This window comes from Hylemonella sp. GW821-FHT10B10, from assembly GCF_059415585.1.
The window spans coordinates 329,295-347,082 of sequence record NZ_JBWKNN010000003.1; the positions used below are offsets into that span (position 1 = coordinate 329,295).

20 protein-coding genes are annotated in these 17,788 nt (G+C 68.3%); 7 read left to right on the forward strand and 13 right to left on the reverse strand.

What is annotated here, in order from left to right; translation table 11 throughout:
- Positions 1 to 13: 13 nt before the first annotated feature.
- Genes AC07NT_RS15105 through gspG form a run of 10 tightly spaced genes read right to left on the reverse strand, consistent with a single transcriptional unit; the run spans position 14 to position 9,047 of the window.
- On the reverse strand, positions 14 to 1,414 hold the full coding sequence (locus AC07NT_RS15105; RefSeq protein WP_498599300.1) for a GspE/PulE family protein: 1,401 nt from the start codon (positions 1,412 to 1,414) through the stop codon (positions 14 to 16).
- Positions 1,411 to 3,579 carry a type II secretion system secretin GspD gene (gene gspD / locus AC07NT_RS15110; RefSeq protein WP_498599299.1) on the reverse strand — a complete coding sequence of 723 codons (2,169 nt, stop codon included), beginning with the start codon at positions 3,577 to 3,579 and terminating at the stop codon, positions 1,411 to 1,413. The genes AC07NT_RS15105 and gspD overlap by 4 nt, the downstream gene beginning before the upstream one ends.
- A gap of 2 nt (positions 3,580 to 3,581) precedes the next feature.
- Positions 3,582 to 4,382: a type II secretion system protein N gene (gspN, locus tag AC07NT_RS15115; RefSeq protein WP_498599662.1), complete on the reverse strand. Its 801-nt coding sequence runs from the start codon at positions 4,380 to 4,382 to the stop codon at positions 3,582 to 3,584.
- 2 nt (positions 4,383 to 4,384) lie between these two features.
- Entirely contained in the window at positions 4,385 to 4,879 is a 495-nt protein-coding gene (locus tag AC07NT_RS15120) for a type II secretion system protein M (RefSeq protein WP_498599298.1), read from the reverse strand.
- Positions 4,876 to 6,087 carry a type II secretion system protein GspL gene (gspL, locus tag AC07NT_RS15125; RefSeq protein ID WP_498599297.1) on the reverse strand — a complete coding sequence of 404 codons (1,212 nt, stop codon included), beginning with the start codon at positions 6,085 to 6,087 and terminating at the stop codon, positions 4,876 to 4,878. Before gspL ends, AC07NT_RS15120 begins: the two co-directional genes overlap by 4 nt.
- 16 nt (positions 6,088 to 6,103) lie before the next feature.
- Positions 6,104 to 7,066: a type II secretion system minor pseudopilin GspK gene (gene gspK, locus AC07NT_RS15130; RefSeq protein WP_498599296.1), complete on the reverse strand. Its 963-nt coding sequence runs from the start codon at positions 7,064 to 7,066 to the stop codon at positions 6,104 to 6,106.
- The gene (locus tag AC07NT_RS15135; RefSeq protein ID WP_498599295.1) at positions 7,063 to 7,776 is read right to left on the reverse strand and encodes a PulJ/GspJ family protein; all 714 of its coding nucleotides are present in this window, start codon (positions 7,774 to 7,776) and stop codon (positions 7,063 to 7,065) included. Before AC07NT_RS15135 ends, gspK begins: the two co-directional genes overlap by 4 nt.
- The gene (gspI, locus tag AC07NT_RS15140) at positions 7,776 to 8,159 is read right to left on the reverse strand and encodes a type II secretion system minor pseudopilin GspI (protein ID WP_498599294.1); all 384 of its coding nucleotides are present in this window, start codon (positions 8,157 to 8,159) and stop codon (positions 7,776 to 7,778) included. Before gspI ends, AC07NT_RS15135 begins: the two co-directional genes overlap by 1 nt.
- Before the next feature lie 11 nt (positions 8,160 to 8,170).
- The gene (locus AC07NT_RS15145; RefSeq protein WP_498599293.1) at positions 8,171 to 8,626 is read right to left on the reverse strand and encodes a prepilin-type N-terminal cleavage/methylation domain-containing protein; all 456 of its coding nucleotides are present in this window, start codon (positions 8,624 to 8,626) and stop codon (positions 8,171 to 8,173) included.
- Positions 8,601 to 9,047, reverse strand: a complete 447-nt coding sequence (gspG, locus tag AC07NT_RS15150) for a type II secretion system major pseudopilin GspG (RefSeq protein WP_498599292.1) — start codon at positions 9,045 to 9,047, stop codon at positions 8,601 to 8,603. The genes AC07NT_RS15145 and gspG overlap by 26 nt, the downstream gene beginning before the upstream one ends.
- 24 nt (positions 9,048 to 9,071) lie before the next feature.
- Here gspG and AC07NT_RS15155 point away from each other — a divergent pair, with 24 nt between their 5' ends.
- From AC07NT_RS15155 to AC07NT_RS15185, 7 genes are all read left to right on the forward strand, one after another.
- Positions 9,072 to 9,533, forward strand: coding sequence for a type II secretion system protein N (locus AC07NT_RS15155; RefSeq protein WP_498612079.1), 462 nt, complete (start codon positions 9,072 to 9,074; stop codon positions 9,531 to 9,533).
- Positions 9,530 to 10,288, forward strand: coding sequence for a heparan-alpha-glucosaminide N-acetyltransferase (locus AC07NT_RS15160; RefSeq protein WP_498599290.1), 759 nt, complete (start codon positions 9,530 to 9,532; stop codon positions 10,286 to 10,288). The genes AC07NT_RS15155 and AC07NT_RS15160 overlap by 4 nt, the downstream gene beginning before the upstream one ends.
- A gap of 130 nt (positions 10,289 to 10,418) precedes the next feature.
- Complete coding sequence (locus AC07NT_RS15165; RefSeq protein WP_498599289.1) at positions 10,419 to 11,489, forward strand: efflux RND transporter periplasmic adaptor subunit; 1,071 nt, start codon at positions 10,419 to 10,421, stop codon at positions 11,487 to 11,489.
- An 8-nt stretch (positions 11,490 to 11,497) separates the two neighbouring features.
- Positions 11,498 to 14,818: an efflux RND transporter permease subunit gene (locus AC07NT_RS15170; RefSeq protein WP_498599288.1), complete on the forward strand. Its 3,321-nt coding sequence runs from the start codon at positions 11,498 to 11,500 to the stop codon at positions 14,816 to 14,818.
- Positions 14,819 to 14,834: 16 nt separating this feature from the next.
- Entirely contained in the window at positions 14,835 to 15,062 is a 228-nt protein-coding gene (locus AC07NT_RS15175; protein ID WP_498599287.1) for a YgaP family membrane protein, read from the forward strand.
- Between the two features lie 17 nt (positions 15,063 to 15,079).
- The gene (locus AC07NT_RS15180) at positions 15,080 to 15,526 is read left to right on the forward strand and encodes an OsmC family protein (protein ID WP_498599286.1); all 447 of its coding nucleotides are present in this window, start codon (positions 15,080 to 15,082) and stop codon (positions 15,524 to 15,526) included.
- 11 nt (positions 15,527 to 15,537) lie between these two features.
- Positions 15,538 to 15,867: a metal-sensing transcriptional repressor gene (locus AC07NT_RS15185; RefSeq protein WP_498599285.1), complete on the forward strand. Its 330-nt coding sequence runs from the start codon at positions 15,538 to 15,540 to the stop codon at positions 15,865 to 15,867.
- A gap of 15 nt (positions 15,868 to 15,882) precedes the next feature.
- Here AC07NT_RS15185 and AC07NT_RS15190 read toward each other — a convergent pair whose 3' ends face one another.
- The 3 genes from AC07NT_RS15190 to AC07NT_RS15200 are packed head-to-tail and all read right to left on the reverse strand — an operon-like array spanning position 15,883 to position 17,756.
- Positions 15,883 to 16,152 (reverse strand): DUF2798 domain-containing protein, encoded by a 270-nt coding sequence (locus AC07NT_RS15190; RefSeq protein ID WP_498599284.1) that lies wholly within the window; start codon positions 16,150 to 16,152, stop codon positions 15,883 to 15,885.
- 60 nt (positions 16,153 to 16,212) lie between these two features.
- Positions 16,213 to 16,698 carry an arsinothricin resistance N-acetyltransferase ArsN1 family B gene (locus AC07NT_RS15195; RefSeq protein ID WP_498599283.1) on the reverse strand — a complete coding sequence of 162 codons (486 nt, stop codon included), beginning with the start codon at positions 16,696 to 16,698 and terminating at the stop codon, positions 16,213 to 16,215.
- 14 nt (positions 16,699 to 16,712) lie between these two features.
- Positions 16,713 to 17,756, reverse strand: a complete 1,044-nt coding sequence (locus AC07NT_RS15200) for an adenosine deaminase (protein ID WP_498599282.1) — start codon at positions 17,754 to 17,756, stop codon at positions 16,713 to 16,715.
- Between the last annotated feature and the right edge of the window lie 32 nt (positions 17,757 to 17,788).

Below are 17,788 nucleotides of genomic sequence, written 5' to 3' on the forward strand. Positions count from 1 at the left end.
GGGTGCGGGCAGGTCAGTCGCGGGTCACACGCAGCAGTTCTTCGCGCGAGGTGATGCCCTGGCGCACCAGGCGTTCGCCGTCCTCGCGCATCAGCGTCATGCCGCGCTCCAATGCGGCTGCCCGGATGTCGGCCTCGGCCGCGCAGGCATGGATCAGCGAGCGGATATGGTCGTCGGCGACCAGCAGTTCGAACACCCCGGTGCGCCCCTGGTAACCCGACTGTCCGCAGACCTGGCAGCCGGCGCCACCGCAGTCGGTACAGCGCCTGCGCACCAGGCGCTGCGCCAGTACGCCCAGCAGCGACGAGCTCAGCAGAAAGGGCTCGATGCCCATGTCGGTCAGCCGCGTCACGGCGCTGGCGGCGTCATTGGTGTGCAGCGTGGCCAGCACCAGGTGGCCGGTCAACGAGGCCTGGATGGCGATCTGCGCGGTCTCGAAGTCGCGGATCTCGCCGATCATGATCACATCCGGGTCCTGGCGCAGGATGGCGCGCAGGGCCTTGGCGAAGCTGAGGTCGATTCGGGCGTTGACCTGGGTCTGGCCCACACCGGGCAGCTCGTACTCGATCGGGTCCTCGACCGTCATGATGTTGAGGCTGCGCGTGTCGAGCCGCTCCAATGCGGCATAGAGCGTGGTCGTCTTGCCTGAACCGGTGGGGCCGGTGACCAGGACGATGCCGTGTGGTTGCGCCACCAGCTGCTCGAAACGGGTCAGCACCTCGCCCTGCATGCCCACGGCTTCCAGGTTGATCTTGCCGCCGGTCTTGTCCAGCAGGCGCAGCACGGCCCGTTCGCCGTGCGCGCACGGCAGGGTGCTGACGCGCACATCCACTGCGCGGGTACCGATGCGTAGAGAGATGCGGCCATCCTGCGGCAGTCGCTTCTCGGCGATGTCGAGCTCGGCCATGATCTTCAGGCGCGAGATCAGCGCCGCGTGCAGTGCGCGGTTGGGCTGCACCACATCGCGCAGCGTGCCGTCCACGCGGAAACGCACGATGGAATGGCGCTCATAGGGCTCGATGTGGATGTCGCTGGCGCCATCGCGTGCCGCCTGCGTCAGCAGGGCATTGAGCATGCGGATGATGGGCGCATCGTCCGAGGTCTCGAGCAGGTCCTCGATGGCGGGCAGGGTTTCCATCATGCGCGAGAGATCGATATCACTCTCGACTTCGCTGACCACGGTGGCCGCGCTCGATTCGCTCTGGGCATAGGCGGCACTGATGCGCTGGCGCAGCAGCTCGGGCGCTTCGGTCCGGACCTGCTGCACCTCGTACTTGCGCAGGACTTCGCTCAATCCGTCGGCATGGCGCAGCCCTTGCAACCATAAGGTGAGTTCACCGTCGCGGTCCTCCAGCAGCAACTGGTGGCTGCGGGCGTAGGCGTAGGGCAGCGGGTACAAAACGGACAGGCTCATGGGCTGGTTCGCGGGGCTGGTTCGCCGGGGTCTGTGGCGGGCCCGGGCGTGTCGGCAGGCTGTGCGGTGGGGGCGGGGATCGGGGCAGCCGCGGGGGCAGGCGTTGCGGCGGGTGCCACGGGCGGTGGGGCCAGCGGCGGGAGCACCGCCGCCCCATTGATGGGCAAGACGACGCTGGAGGGGGGTTGCGCCCCCTGCTGCAGGGACTGCATGAACTCGTAACGGTCCTGCGACAGGCTGGTGGTGGTCGTCCCGTCGCGCACGACGACCGGACGCAGGAAGACCATCAGATTGGTCTTCTTGCGGGTACGGCTCTCGTAGCGGAACAGCGCGCCGAGGAAGGGGATGTCGCCGAGCACCGGCACCTTTTCCTGGCCGCCGGTGTATTCGTCCTGCAGCAGGCCGCCCAGCACCACGATGCCGCCGTCGTTGACCAGCACATTGGTCTCGATCGAGCGCTTGTTGGTGATCAAGCCGGCGGTGTTGGTCTCGGATTTGTCGACGCTGGAAACCTCCTGGTAGATGGTCATGCGCACCGTGCCGTTTTCGCTGATTTGCGGCTTGACGCGCAGCGTCAGGCCCACGTCCTTGCGTTCGATGGTCTGGAAGGGGTTGACTGTCGCTGTGCTGCCGGTGGTGCTGTACTGGCCGGTGACGAAGGGTACGTTCTGGCCGATGACGATCTTGGCCTCCTCGTTGTCCAGCGTCAGCAGGTTTGGTGTGGACAGCACGTTACCGTCGCCGCTGGTCTCCAGCGTGCGGGCCAGGAAACCCAGCACATAGATGCCGTTGTTCTGCGTGGCGGCGCCGACGTTCAGGCCCCGGCCGGGCAGCACGGTGCCACCGGCCTGGGTGCTGAGATTGGCGATGTTGTTGCCGCCGGTGCCGAAGTTGGTGCCCAACAGGCCGACGGTGCTGTCGCCCACCTTGCCGATGGCGCCTTGCCACTGGATGCCGAATTCGGCGGCCTTGTTGGCGTTGACCTCGGCGATCAGGCTCTCCACGAACACCTGGGCCCGGCGGGCATCGAGCTTGTCAATCACTGCCCGCAGCTGGCGGTACTGCGGCTCGGGCGCGGTGATGATGAGCGAGTTGGTGGCAATGTCGGCTTGGATCTGTCCGCCGGTGGACGATGCGGCCGGTGCAGCCTGTGCCCCCGGGGCGGTCGTGGTCGCTGGTGCAATGGCGGCGGTCGCTCCGCCGGCCATGGCTGCGCGCAGGGTGACGGCCAGCTTGGTGGCTTCGGCGTTCTTCAGGTAGACCACGTGGATGTTGCCGTCGGGGTTTTGCGAGGCCGGTTGATCGAGCTTGTCGATCAAGGAGCGGGCCAGCGCGAGCCGGGCCGAGTTGGCCGCGCGCAGGATCAGCGCGTTGCTGCGCGGTTCGGCGATCAGTGTGGTCTTGAACGAGCCGTCGCCCGCGGGCTGGCCGCCGGCGCTGCTGGCGTCGAGCAGGCGCAGCACCAGCGGCGCCAGGTCCATGGCGATGCCGTGACGCAGGGGAATGACTTCGACCTCGGTGGCATTGGCAACGTCCATCGCCGCGATGATCTGGGCGATGCGGCGCAGGTTGTCACCGTAGTCGGTGATGACCAGCGAGTTGTTGCCCGGGTTGACGTTGATGGTGTTGTTCGGACTGATCAGCGGCCGCAGGATGGGCAGCAGGGTGTTGGCGTTCTCGAAGTTGAGCTTGAAGATCTGGGTGGCGATCTGGTTGCCCGCCACCATCTGCTCCGAGAAGACGGCACCGCTTTGCAGCTTGGCGTCCGCCTCGGGGACGATCTTGTCCAGGCCCGGCGTGCTCACCACGGTGTAACCCTGCAGCCGCAACACTGCCAGGAACTGGCTGTAGGCCACGGCCGGGGTCACCGGCTGTTCGGTGGCCAGCGAGATGGTGCCCTTGACGCGCGGGTCCACCACCACATTGCGTCCCGTGATGGTGGCCATGGTGCGTGCCACGGCTTCGATGTCTGCATTGCTGAAGTTCAGCGTCACCGGTTCGCCGCGGCGCGGTGTCGGCGCCGCGGCCTGGTTCGGGCTCGGAGCCACGGGGGCCGGCTGGGCCGCCACGTGTCCGGACAGCAAGGCTGCCGTGCAGCCCAGCAGCATAGAGACGACCAGCGCCTGTCGGGTCAGGGCCTGGCGTTGGGGGTATTGGAGTTTCATGCTTAGCCCAGGTTGATGAGGGAGCGCGCGCCGTCGCGCCGCCCCAGGATGTTGAGCAGGTTGGCCAGTGCTTCCACCCGCTCGGGTGCGGCGCTGGCCGCGCCTTCAAAACGAAGTTTCTGGCCGTTCCACAGACCTCGGCCGGAGAGCTGCAGGCTGCCCTCCAGCGTGGCCAGCTCGAAGGCGGCTGCATCGCCGCCCTGCAAGGTCAGCCGGTAGCTGCCCAGGGGCCGCAGTGTGCTCAGACGCGAGGACAGGCGGCGCGCATCGACCTGCAAGCGGCCGCTTAGACGAAGCCGCCCGTCTGTCCAGTGGACAGCCAGGCCCTGGGTCGAGAGGTCCAGTTGTCCCTGGGGCAACACGGTGTTCCACGGCGTGCCCAGCCCGCCCAGCAGGCTGGCGGGCCAACGCGACTGGCCATCCGCGACGTCCAGGCGCAGATTGCGCAGACCGGCCGGTGCCAGCGTGATGTGCAGGGGCAGCGCGGTGCAGCAATCGGCCGTGAGCTGGATGCGCAGGCCGTCCCAGGCGGGCCGGATGCGCCAGGCTAGCCGGTCCGGCAGGGCCGCGGCGCTCTGGCTGCCCACCCCGCCGGTGAGTACCAGGCGGGCGCTGCCTTGCCATAGGCTTCCCCGGGCATCGAGCAGGCGGACCTGCTCGTCGCTGCCCAGGTCCACCGCGCGGGCGAGCCAACGGGCCGGGGCAAAGACCACCACGGCGGCCAGCAGCCCGGCCAGGGCGCCCAGCGCAGCCCATCCCCAGGGCGCAGTGGTGTTCGGCGTGCGCGTGGAGGTCATGGTCATCATCACTGGGGCAGGCCCATCACCAGGACCCCGTTCCAGGTCGCAGTGCCAGAGCTGTTGGTGCGCAGCAGACGCGCTTCGAGCGGCGTCGAGCGTGCATTGATTCGTGCCAGCGCCAGCCATTGGGCCAGCGCATCGGCCGGAACGTTCGTGAGCGTGACGGTGACCCGCCCGCCCGCCGTCGTCAGGCGGGCGCTGGCGCCCAGCGTTTCGCGGGTCGCGCGCTCTAGTGCCTGCTGCGCTTCGTCCTGGCCGAGGGACGGCTGGTTGTGCAGGGCCTGGGCCTGCCCTTGCATGGCGCGCATTTGCTGCAGCTGTGTATCCAGGGTCCGGGCCTGCGCTTCGGCCCCGCGCAACGTCGCCACGGCAGGTGCCAGCGCCTGCCACAGCAGCGCGGCCAGCACCAGGGCGGCGGCGAGCTGCACCAGGCCTTGCTCGCGTGCGGGCAAGCGGTGCCAGCGCGCCTGCCATGCCGCTAGCAGAGGGGGCCGGTTCATGGCGTGCCCTCCAGCTGGAGGATCAGGTTGTCCTCTTCCCAGCGGGCAGCGTAGCCCAGCGGCTTGAGCCGGGCGGTCACGTCGGCCAGGCCGGCCGCTGCCGGGTCCAGCCCCTTGAGCTGCAATCCGCCCGCTGCGAACTCGATGGCCGACGCCACGGGAGCCTCCGGTGCCGACTCCTGGTAGCGGGCCAGCATGGTTTCCATGTCGGCCCCGGAGGCTGTGCCGTTGTCGCGTTGCAGTGCCGACAACGCGCGCGCCATCTGCCGCGGGGCATCGACCACGACCCGGACATCGGGAAAGGTGGTGGTGAGAATCTCGCGCATGGCGGCACGCTGTGCCGCCTGCGCGGCCTGTTCCTTCCAGGCCAGGAGCAGCAGGCCTGCGAGATTGACCAGGACCAGCCCCAGGGCAGCCCAGCGCGCTGGGCGCCATTGCGGCGCACGCAGCAGGCTGGCGCCCAACGCGGCCAGCTGTCGGCGCAGGCGCGTGCCGCGAGTGCGCAGCAGCTCGAATTGCGCCAGATCCCAGTCGGACCGCGTGGCGGCGACGGCGCGCTCGGAGCGGGGCTGCAGAGCGACGGGCCCTGGCAGGAGCTGTTCGGCCTGTTCGGCCACCGCCGGTTCGGCGACCACCTCCGGTGGCATGTCGGTGCCGCTGGTCAGCGCTGCGGTGGCGGCCGTCAGGGGCAGCCGTGTCACGCCGCCTGCGCCGGCGTGCAGCAACTGGGGTTGGTCAGGCGTGCCCGTGACGTACAGCGTGCTTGCGTCGGCGGCCGTCGGGGCCAGCTCCGGAACGATGCGGGTGGCGCCGTGTCCGGCCTGCTCCAGCATTCCCAGCCAGGCGCGCAACCACGATTGTTCGCAGGCTGCGACCCAGAGGCTACCGTCCGGATCGGCCTGCGGTCCGAGCGCGAAATGGAGCCGGGCGGGTTCGTCCAGCAGGCGCTCTTCCAGCAGCCCTTCGAGCACGGCGCGCAGGCGCGGCGTACCCCGCCCCAGAACGCCGCGCGGGAGCTGCAGCCGATGCCAGGACAGCTTTTGCGCCGGGACCAAGGCCACGATTTCAGCGCCACGCGGCGCAGACAGCAGATCTGGTGTCACCTGCGTGTGGCGCACGATGCGCCCGCCCGCGTCGGCCAGCACCGTTTCGCAGAGCGTTCCTGGCGCGGGTGGGGTGGCAGGAAGGATGACGATCAGGGTGCTCATGCGCGATATCGTAGAGTCAAAGTGGGGCGGCGGGTTGCAGGACCGGGGCGCCACGCTCGCGCCAGAGCACGGACACCTTCAGTTCGTTGCGCTGCACCACCGATGCCTCTTCCACCACGGCCTGCTCCAGACGCAGCCGCCCCCTCACCTCGAAATAGCGTGAGCTCACGCCGTGCCGGGTCTCCACGAGCTGCCCCGGCGCCAGGTTGAGCACGCCGCTGGCATCCGACAGCGAACGGAAGTGGGACAGCTGGCGCGCATTCACCAGGCGCTGTGCCTGGGCCAGGTCCAGCGACGCGATGCTGGCATACAGCACCTGGGCGCCGGCCGTGTTGAGGTTGACCGTCGTGCGCGCTGGCAGCAGCGTGATGTAGGGGCGCAGCCGCGCCAGGCTGGCAGGCGACAGGCCCAACCAGACCAGCTGGTCCAGGCGTTGCGGCAGCAGGGCAACCAGCGCGTCGGGTCCGGGCTCGCTGCGGGTGTCGCGCGCCAGGCGCAGCCCTTGCGCCAGTGCCGTGAGTTCCGCCGGTGGCAGGCCCAGCAGCTGGAACAGCCGGGCAAAAGCCTGCAGATCAGGTTCGGAAATCCGTGTCTCGTCCACCAGGTTGTAGACGTTCAGGCGGCCCTGCAGATCGCTGATGCGACCCGACAGGAAGGCCTGCGGCAGCAAATCCCCGCTGTCTGCGGCGCCGGTGTCCGCGGCGAGGAAGGTCGTCAGACGTGCTTCCTCGAGCGCCACGGCCCATGGCTCGGCCAGGTGGTCGGCGCCGCCTGAACGGGCGTCTTCTATCAGGATGAGCCGCGCCCAGTCCAGCGCGCCGGTCAGCACCCAGGCCGACTGCACACGCTGCCGTTCGGCGGACTCGATCTCGATGTTGCGCCATTGCTGCCCGAGCGAGGTCGCGGCGATGCTGGTGACCAGGGTCACTGTGAGCATGGCCGAGATCAGTGCGGCACCCGACTGGACCGGCTTCGTCATGATGCACCGCCCCCCAGGGTGGCACGCATCCAGTCCCGGGTGAGGGTGCCGCTGATGGCGTCGCCAGGCGGCAGCGTGAGCACCAGGCGGATGCCATCGGGTGGCGGCAGGCCGACGGTCGTGTCCCCCGGGTCGGCCGGCGTCGCGTCGGCGCTCGACAGCGGATGGCTCCAGGCGTTGTTGCGGAAGTAGAACACCTGCCATTGGTCGAGTGCGGTGATGCGCACCTCGAATTTCTTCTCGTTGTCACCGGGGTTTTGCGCCCACAGTGCCGCCTGCTTCCACGCGGACTGCAACTCGCCGCGGGTGCGCAGCGGGGGCGACTGCCAGCGCAGCCACTGGCCGGTGCCGTCGATGCTGCGGCGCGCCCAGGCCACGACCAGCACGCCGTCGCCGGGGCTGGTGCTGTTACGGCGGGTCAGGCGCAGGCCGCGTCCGTCCCACATCAGCGTTGGCGTCTGCGGCAGCTCCACCAGGGCGTCCAGGTCGCTGCTCCACTGTGTGAGTCCGGCCTGCAGGGTCAGCACCGCGTCGCTGTGGTGGCGGACTGCCTCACGGGTCTGCACCATGGCGTCCAGCCCGCGCCAGCTCAGGCCGGCCATCAAGGCCAGGATGCCCAGGGCAATCAGGAGTTCGACCAGCGTGAAGCCCCGCTGATCCTGCGCACGAGGCGTGAGCGCCGGGCTGCCGGGGGCGAGGGTTGTCCACATCAGTAGCGGCCCACCACGGTCAGCAGGCTGCGTATCTGGCTGGTGCCGTCGAGCACCTGGGCCTCGACCCGCAGGAAGTTGGGATTGGGCGTGGGCTGCACCGCGAGCCGCAGGGTGTACTGCCGTCCCGCCTGCGCGCAAGTCGTGGTGCTCTCGCCCACGGCAGGCATCTGGCGGGCCAGGCGCATGTTGATCAGCGCGTTCTCGGCGCACAACTGGGCCAGCAGCTGCTCCGACTGACGTTCGGCATTGCGGCTCAGGGAGGCGCTGGCGCGTACGCCGGCCAGCAGCGCGACGGCCACGATGCCCAGCGCCACCAGCGCTTCCACCAGCGTGAAACCGCGCTCACGCACGGCGCGACCGGTGTTGATGCTGGTGCGCATGGGGGTGGCGCTCATGGCGGCAGGGGCGCTGTCGCCGTATCGGCAAACACGGCAAAGGGGCGCACGCCATCGGTGGCCACGAGCAGACTTTGCTGCGGCTCGGTGAGGGACTGCAGCCGGATCTGCTGCGGGCCGATCACCGCTTCCGGCCCCAGAACGACGGTGGTGGTGGGACGGACCTGCACATCGGTCCCGAGCCAGTTTGCGGGCAGGGTCGGGCCGGTCTGTCCTTCAAAAGCAAAGCCCTGGCCTGCCGGCCGCCAGCGGATCGGCATGGCGCTCATGCGCGACTGCGCGCGTGCGCTTTCCAGCAGCAGTGCCAGGCGTTGCGCTTCGCGCTCCAGCTGGGCGCCGGCCGTGTCGCGCAGCGCGAGGCCCACGGCGGCCGTGGCCAGCGCCATGATGGCCACCACGACCAGCAGTTCCAGCAGCGTCAGGCCTCTATTCCCAGCTTCCGATGTCCGCATTCTTGCCCTCCCCGCCTGCCTGACCATCGGCGCCGAAGGAGAGCACGTCGATCTCAGACCGGATCCCCGGATTCATGTACTGATAGGGATTGCCCCAGGGATCGTTCGGCAGTTTGTCCAGGTACGGCTTCCAGTTGGCCGGGACGGGGGCGGCGGTCGGCTTGACCAGCAGCGCCTGCAAGCCCTGGGCGGCGGTGGGGTAGCGCAGGTTGTCCAGCTTGTAGAGCTTGAGTGCCTGCATCAGGTTGTTGACGTCGGTCCTGGCCGCCGTGACCCGCGCATCGCTGGCACGGTCCAGCACATTGGGCACGATCAGCGAGGCCAGCACACCGATGATGACCAGCACCACCATCAGTTCGATGAGCGTGAAGCCGCGCGGCCTTGCGCCGGGGCCGGCATGACGAGTGATGGTGATATTCATGGTGCTGTGCATAATAATCCGGTCATGCAACCGCATCGTTACAGAATGTGGCCGAGCAAGGCCGTGGCGTTTGCCTTGTTTGCCCTGCTGGCCGCGAGTGCTGCCTACTGGGCACTGCAGGGCCCGGGCGGGGCTGTGCGGGTTGGCGGGCCGGCGCCGGCCCTGTCGGGTGATTCGGCACTCGACCCGCTGTCCGTGGCCCGTGCGTTGGGCGGGGGCCAAGCTCCGTCTGCGGCACCACCGGGCAGTGCCCCGGCCTCCGACATCCGTCGTTTTGCCCTGGTGGGCGTGCTGGCCGGCACCACCAGCGGTGGCGCGGCCCTGATCTCCGTCGACGGCAAGCCGGCCAAGCCCTATCGCGTCGGAGCTCCGGTGGATCAGCGCCTGATCCTGCAATCCGTGCAGGGTCGCCGCGCGTCGCTGGCCACGGGCATGACCGCGCCGGTGGAAATCACGCTCGAGCTGCCGGTGCCGGACAAGCGATGAGTCGGGAATCCGGGCCCTTCACCCCCGGAGTGCGGTTCGGGTCGCTCGACATCCTGCGGGGCGTGGCCGTGCTGTGGATGACGGCCTACCACTTTGCGTTCGACCTCAACCACTTCGGTTTCATCCAGCAGGACTTCTACCGCTCGCCGGTCTGGACTCTGCAGCGCACCTGCATCCTGAGCCTGTTCCTGCTGTGCGCGGGCATGGGCCAGGCGCTGGCCACGGCGGGCGGCCAGAGCTGGCAACGCTTCTGGCGGCGCTGGGTCCAGATCGCAGGCTGCGCCCTGCTGGTCAGCATCGGCTCCGTGCTCATGTTCCCGAACAGCTGGATCTACTTTGGCGTGCTGCATGGCATGGCGGCCATGCTGCTGGTGGCGCGGTTGACGGTTTCCTGGGGCCGCTGGCTCTGGCCGGCGGGCCTGGCGCTGGTCGTCCTGGACCCACTGGCGCCGCTGGCCCACGCGGCCTGGCCTTGGCTCGGCGCGCTGGACCGACCGGTCCTGCACTGGCTGGGTTTCATGAGCCACAAACCCGCGACGGAAGACTATGTCCCGCTCCTGCCCTGGATGGGCGTCATGTGGTGGGGCGTGGCTGCCGGCCAGTTCGCCCTCGCACGGGGCTGGTTCGATCGCCCGCAGCCCCTGCGGGCGCTGGCTGCCCCGGCCTGGGTCGGTCGCTGGAGCCTGAGCTGGTACATGTTGCATCAGCCGGTGCTCATGGGCTTGCTGATGCTGGTTTCCGTTCTGCTGCGCTGACCGGAGGGGGCCGCGCCGGCCCAGGCATCCGGAACCCCGCTCACCCCAGGGTCGGCGGGGTTTTTTTATGTCTTCAGTTTGTACTCCTGGGGGTATTAATATATACTGCCACCAGTATATGGAGAAGCCCATGAAATCGCTGCACACCCTCGCTTTTGTCGTCTCCCTGGCCGTGCTGACCGGCACACCTGTGCTGGCCCGGGCCGGCGTGGCCGTGCCCACTGTGCAGATCGGCGCGCGCGCCGTCGCCACCGGCTACGAGATCGACGGCGTGATCGAGCCGGTCAAGCAGAGCACGGTCTCGGCCCAGGCCTCCGGCCGCATCGTCACGCTGACCGTGAAGATGGGCGAGCGCGTCAAGGCCGGCCAGCTGCTGGCCACCATTGACGACCGCGAAAGCGCCGTGGGCGTGCAGCGCAGCGCGGCCCAGGTCGCGCAGAGCGAGGCCGAGTTGCGCAATGCCCAGGTTCACTACGAGCGCACACGCAGCCTGCAGAGCCAGGGCTTCGTGAGTCAGGCTGCGCTGGACGTGGCCGAGACCCAGTACAAGGCGGCCCAGGCCGGTCGTGAGCAGGCCACCGCCGGCGCGCGCCAGTCGGCGCTGTCGCAGGGCTACACGCGTGTGACCGCGCCTTATGACGGCTGGGTGCTGCAGACCCACGCCGAAGCTGGGGACCTGGCCGTGCCGGGCAAACCCATCGTGACGGTCTATGCGCCGCAGCCCCTGCGCGCCGTGGTGCAAGTGCCGGCCTCGCTGGCCGACAGCACGCGCGCCGCCAGAGAGGTGCTGGTGCAACTGAGTGAATCCAACGGCGCCTCGAAATGGGTCGCCCCGACCAGGCGCAGCGCCATGCCCGCGGCCGACCCGGTCTCGCAGACCGTGGTGTGGCGCCTGGACCTCTCGCCCCAGGCGGCACAGAACCTGCTGCCGGGCCAGCAGGTGCGCGTGCGTTTCGTTGGCGGTGAGGCGCAGCGCACCGTGGTGCCGGCCGCCGCCGTGCTGCGCCGCGGCGAGCTGACAGCCGTCTATGTGGCCTCTGACACGGGCTTCGTCTTGCGGGCCGTGCGCCTGGGCGCAGACCATGGTGAGCAGGGTGTGGAAATCGTGGCCGGCCTGAACGCCGGCGAGCAGGTCGCTACCGACCCCGTGCGCGCCGGCTTGGCCGGTGCCCGCGCCGCCATCACTGTCGGCAGCCGCTGAGGACCGCCATGAACGAGCGCAAATCGGAAGAATTGGGCATCTCCGGTCGCATCGCGTCCGCCTTCCAGGCCAATGCCATCACGCCGCTGCTGGCGCTCGTTGCGCTGCTGTTGGGCCTGTTCGCCGTGCTCGTGACGCCGCGCGAGGAAGAGCCGCAGATCAACGTGACCATGGCCAATGTGCTGATCCCCTTCCCCGGGGCCAGCAGCACGGATGTGCAGAACATGGTGGCGCAGCCGGCCGAGCAGGTGCTCAGCCAGATCGCCGGCATCGAACACACCTACTCCGTGGCCCGCCCGGGCCTGGCCGTGCTCACCGTGCAATTCAAGGTGGGCGTGCCGCGCACCGAGGCGCTGGTGCGCCTGTACGACGTGCTCAACGCCCACCAGGACTGGCTGCCGCGCGACCTGGGTACGCTGGCACCCATCGTCAAGCCCAAGGGCATCGACGATGTGCCCGTGCTCGCCGTCACACTGTGGAGCAAGGACGCCGCGCCCGCGCAGGAGCTTGAGCGTGTGGCCCACGCAATGGAAACCGAACTCAAGCGCGTGAACGGCTCGCGCGAGGTGCAGACCCTGGGCGGCCCCGGCCGTGCCGTGCATGTGTGGCTGGACCCCACGCGCCTGCGCGCGCGCGGCATCGACGTGCTCACGCTCAAGCAGACCCTGGCGGCCGCGAACTTCGGCATGCCCGCGGGCAGCGTGCTCGATGCGCAAGACAGGAAGAACGGTGCCGCGCCGCAGATGCTCAGCGTCGAAACCGGCGAGTTCCTGCGCTCCGCGCGGGACGTGGGTGACATCGTGGTCGGCGTCAACCGTAGCGCCCCGGTCTACTTGCGTGAAGTGGCGCGCGTCGAGGCCGGCGCACAACAGCCCCAGCGTTATGTTTGGTTCACGCCCGGTGCCGCCATGGCCCAGGGCGCTGGCGCCGAGGCCCCGGCTGCGGGCCAGGCCTACCCCGCCGTCACGCTGACCGTCACCAAGAAGCCGGGCGAGAACGCCGTGGACGTGGCGCGCGCGGCCAACGAGCGCGTGCAGGCCCTGCGCAACAGCGTGATCCCCGCCAACATCGAAGCCACCGTCACCCGTAACTATGGCGAGACCGCGGCCGAGAAGGCCAACAAGCTGATCCAGAAACTCGCGTTCGCCACCGGCTCGGTCATCCTGCTGGTCGGCTTTGCGCTGGGCCGGCGCGAGGCCGTCATCGTCGGCGCGGCCGTGATCCTGACGCTCATGGCCACGCTGTTCGCCTCTTGGGCCTGGGGCTTCACGCTGAACCGCGTCTCGCTGTTCGCGCTGATCTTCTCCATCGGCATCCTGGTGGACGACGCCATCGTGGTGGTGGAGAACATCCACCGCCACCAGCAGCTCACGCCCGAGGCTCCCCTGCGCGAGATCATTCCGCGCGCCGTGGACGAGGTGGGCGGCCCCACCATCCTGGCCACGCTGACCGTGATCGCCGCGCTGCTGCCCATGGCTTTCGTCAGTGGCCTGATGGGCCCGTACATGAGCCCCATCCCCATCAACTCGAGCCTGGGCATGGCCATCTCGCTGGCGATTGCCTTCACGGTCACGCCCTGGCTGGCGCTCAAGCTCATGAAGCAGCACGGCGCCGGCCATGCCGTGCACGACAGCCAAACCGGCGGCGGTATCGGCGCCAAATTGCAGACGCTGTTCACCCGCGTGCTCACACCTTTTCTGGAAACCTCGCGTCGGCGCCTGATGCTGTTGGCTGGCATCGTCGGCGCGCTGCTGCTCTCGGTGGCGCTGACCCTGGTGCCCTCGTCCTTCGTCGGCGTGGTGCTCAAGATGCTGCCCTTCGACAACAAGAGCGAATTCCAGGTGTTGGTCGAAATGCCGGCCGGCGCGCCGCTGGAAGACACGGCTGCCACCCTGCACGAGCTGGGCGCCTTTCTGTCGCAGCAGCCCGAGGTGCAGGACCTGCAGGCCTATGCCGGCGCGGCCTCGCCCATCACCTTCAATGGCCTGGTGCGCCAGTACTACCTGCGCGCCGAGGCCGAGCAGGGCGACCTGCAGGTCAACCTGGTCGACAAGCACCACCGCAGCGAAAAGAGCCACGCCATCGCCCAGCGCCTGCGACCCGCGCTGGAAGAGATCGGCGTGAAGCACGGTGCGCGCGTCAAGGTGGTCGAAGTGCCGCCGGGCCCGCCCGTCATGAGCCCGCTGGTGGCCGAGATCTACGGCCCCGATGAGGCCGGTCGCCAGCAGCTGGCGCAGCGCGTGGCCCGGGCTTTCAGCGGAACCGCCGACATCGTGGGCGTGGACACCTCGCTCAAGGAAGACGCGCCGCGCGCCTGGCTGCGCGTGCGCCGCCAGCGTGCCGAATCGCTGGGCATTCCCGTGGCCGCCGTGGCCCAGACTGTCTCGGCTGCGCTCTCCGGGGCCGATGCCGCCTGGCTGCACGACGCGCAGTCCAAGTACCCGGTGCCTGTGCGCCTGCAACTGCCGCGCGAGCAACAGGTCGGCTTGGACGCGCTGCTGGCCCTGCCCATGCGCGCCGCCAACGGGCAACTCGTGCCCCTGTCCGAGCTGGTGCGCGTGGAGCGCGGCGTGATCGACAAGCCGCTCTACACCAAGGACCTGGCGAACGTGAGCTACGTCTTCGGCGACATGGCTGGCAAGCTGGACTCGCCGCTGTACGGCCTGTTCGCGATCCGTCCGAAACTCGCCGCGGCCGCGCTGCCGGGGAGTGGCGAAGTGAACGAATACTGGATCCGCCAGTCCGTCGATACCTTCCGTCAGTACGCCCTCAAGTGGGACGGCGAATGGCAGATCACCTACGAGACCTTCCGCGACATGGGCGCCGCCTATGGCGTGGGGCTGATCCTGATCTACCTGCTGGTGGTTGCACAGTTCCGCTCCTACACCACGCCCCTGGTCATCATGGCGCCCATCCCGCTGACCATCATCGGTGTCATGCCGGGCCACGCTCTGCTGGGCGCGCAGTTCACCGCCACCTCCATGATCGGCATGATCGCGCTGGCCGGCATCATCGTGCGCAATTCCATTCTGCTGGTGGATTTCATCGAGCTGCAGGTGGCACAGGGCATGAAGTTCCGCGACGCGGTGGTGCAGTCGGCCGCAGTGCGGGCGCAACCCATTGCGCTCACGGGCCTGGCCGCCATGATTGGCGCCTTTTTCATCCTGGACGACCCCATTTTCAATGGCCTGGCCATCTCGCTGATCTTCGGCATCCTGGTCTCCACCCTGCTCACGCTGGTGGTCATCCCGGTGCTCTATTACGCCCTGTACCGTCGCAAGCACGAGAACGCCGACGGCACACCCCTGTTTCCCCTTTCCGCAACCTGAACCTAAGGAGTTTCAAATGACTGTTGAACGTTACATCCGCATCTTCGCCGGCTTCGTGGTCATGCTCTCGCTTGCCCTCGGCGTCGAAGGCAGCCCCCTCTTCGTGAGCAAATGGTTCCTGGCCCTGACGGCCTTTGCCGGTTTCAATCTGTTCCAGTCCGGCTTCACGGGCTTCTGCCCTCCCGCTATCCTGCTCAAGAAGCTGGGCGTGCCGGAAGGCGGCAGCGCCTGCTCCACGAAGTAAGCCCACAAGGAACACCCATGAGCGAGTCCACGCCCCACGCCGTGCTGCGTCAGCAGCAGGATTACCAGTTCACGATCGACTTCGGCGCTGGCATCCCGCCGCTGGTCGGTGACGAGACCCCGCCCCTAGGGCAGGGCAAGGGGCCGACGCCCGTGCAACTGCTGGCCGCCGCCGTGGGCAACTGCATGTCGGACTCGCTGCTGTTTGCCCTGCGCAAGTTCAAGCAGGCGCCCGAGCCCATCACATGCGAAGTCCGGGCCGAGGTGGGTCGCAATGCCGAGAACCGCATGCGCGTGCTGGGCCTGGACGTGACGCTCATCCTCGGTGTGCCCGCCGCCAGCCTGCAGCACCTGGATCGCGTCATCGCCCAGTTCGAGGGTTTCTGTACCGTGGGCGCCAGCGTGGCCCAGGGCATCCCCGTGCGTGTCAGCGTGCGCGATGCCGCGGGTCAGCAGCTCAAGTAAGGAGTTACATCATGGCCAAGAACACCAGCCCGGCCCAGACCGATGTCGACCCTGCCGTGCTGCATGACAGCAGCTCGCGCACCGAGATCCTCAACCGTCTGCGCCGCGCCGAAGGGCAGCTGCGCGGCATTCAGCGCATGATCGAAGACGGTGAGAGCTGTCTGAAGATAGGCCAGCAGTTCTCGGCCGTGCGCAAGGCCCTGGACAGCACCTACCTGCGCATGACGGTCTGCTTCATGGCACAGGAACTCGAGGCACGTCTCACGCCCGATGAGGAGCAGAAGGCCGATCTCTCGGGCATGATGAAGGACATGGAGACCATGCTGGCCCGACTGGGTTGAGGATGCCCCCTGGTTTCAGGCGACATCCACGATGGCGGCCGTGACCCTGCGCACCAGCGGCAACACAAACAGCAGTGTGGGGAAGGCCACCAGCCAGGAGATCGCCCAGGAGCCTAGCCAGAGGTGGGGCAGCGCTGGCGCGAAGCCCACGCTGCGCAAGGTGCTGATCAGGGAAACGATGAAGGTCATCAAGCCGGACAGCAGCAGGGGCGTGAACCAGACGGCGGCACGCGCCGGAAGCTTCGGCAAGCCGAGGAAGGTTTTCTTGGGGTCAGAAGTAGGCATGGGGTTCCATAGGTTGATGAGGTGTTGCCCGGAAGGCGGGTACCGGGCACGGCAAGGGGCTCACAGCACTTTCTGCCAGTAGCCCACGTCCAGCCACTGTCCGAACTTGAAGCCGACCTGTTCGAAGCGGGCCACCTGCTTCATGCCGAACTTCTCGTGCAAGGCGATGCTGCCCGGGTTGGGCAAGGCGATGCCGCCGATGGCGACGTGGACCTGGCGCTCCTGCAGGGCGCTGAACAGCGCCTCATACAGCCGGCTGCCCCAGCCCTGCCCCTGGGCCCGGTCGTGCAGGTAGACCGATACTTCCACCGAGTGGCGATAGGCCGAGCGTGCTTTCCACGGGCTCGCGTAGGCATAACCCACGACCTGCCCCGACTCCTCGGCCACGAGCCAGGGCAGGCCGGCGGCATGGATATCCCGGATGCGCTGCGCGATCTGTTCGGGCGACAGCGTCTGTTCCTCGAAGGTGATCGTGGTGTGGGTGATGTAGGGGTTGTAGATGGCGGCTATCGCGGCGTCGTCGCTCATTTCGGCAAGGCGGATCACGGGCGGCTCTCCTGTCATGCGGCCCAGCGGGCAAAGGTCTGGTCCAGTTCCTGCAGCCAGCGGCGCTGGTCGGCCGCCGGTGCAAAGCTCGCCGTGAGGCTGTTCGCCGCCAGGGTGTAGGCGTGCTGCGCGTTCAGCGGCAGGGCCGCGAAGGTCTGCAGGTAGTTGTCGTTCACATAACCACCGAAATAGGCCGGGTCGTCGGAGTTGATCGTCACGCAGACACCGGCATCGAGCATGCGGCCCAGGTTGTGCTGCGCCAGGTCCTTGAACACGCAGAGCTTGAGGTTGGACAGGGGGCAGACGGTCAACGGCATGCGGCTGTCGACCAGGCGCTGCATCAGGGCCGCGTCGTGGATGGATTGCACGCCGTGGTCAATGCGCTCGACACGCAGCACGTCCAGCGCCGACCACACGTAGGCCGGCGGCCCTTCTTCACCCGCATGAGCCACCAGGTGCAGGCCGAGCTCGCGGCAACGCGCGAACACGCGGGCGAACTTCTCGGGGGGGTGGCCCACCTCGCTGGAGTCCAGGCCGACGCCGATGAAATGCTGGCGCCAGGGCAGGGCGGCCTCCAGCGTGGCGAAAGCGTCCTCCTCGGACAGATGGCGCAGGAAGCAGAGGATGAGGTCGGCGCTGATGCCGAGCTTCTTGTGCGCATCGGCGCAGGCCCGGCGCAGCCCTTCGATCACGGTGGCCATGGGCACACCGCGGGCGGTGTGGGTCTGGGGATCGAAGAAGAGTTCGGCCCGCACCACGTGGTCGGCCCGCGCCCGCTCGAAATAGGCCCAGGCCATGTCGTAGAAGTCCTGTTCGTGCAGCAGCACGCTGGCCCCGGCGTAATACAGGTCCAGGAAACTCTGCAGGTCGGTGAAGGCATAGGCCGCGCGCAGCGCCGCCACGTTGGCGTAGGGCAGCGCCACGCCGTTGCGCCTGGCCAGCGCGAAGATCAGCTCAGGCTCGAGCGAGCCTTCGATGTGGATATGCAGTTCCGCTTTGGGCATGGTCCGCAGCAGATCAGGCAGACGTTCCGCCGGGATGTGGGGGATGGACGGCATGGCCTGTTTCTCCTGCTTCTTGAAACAACAAG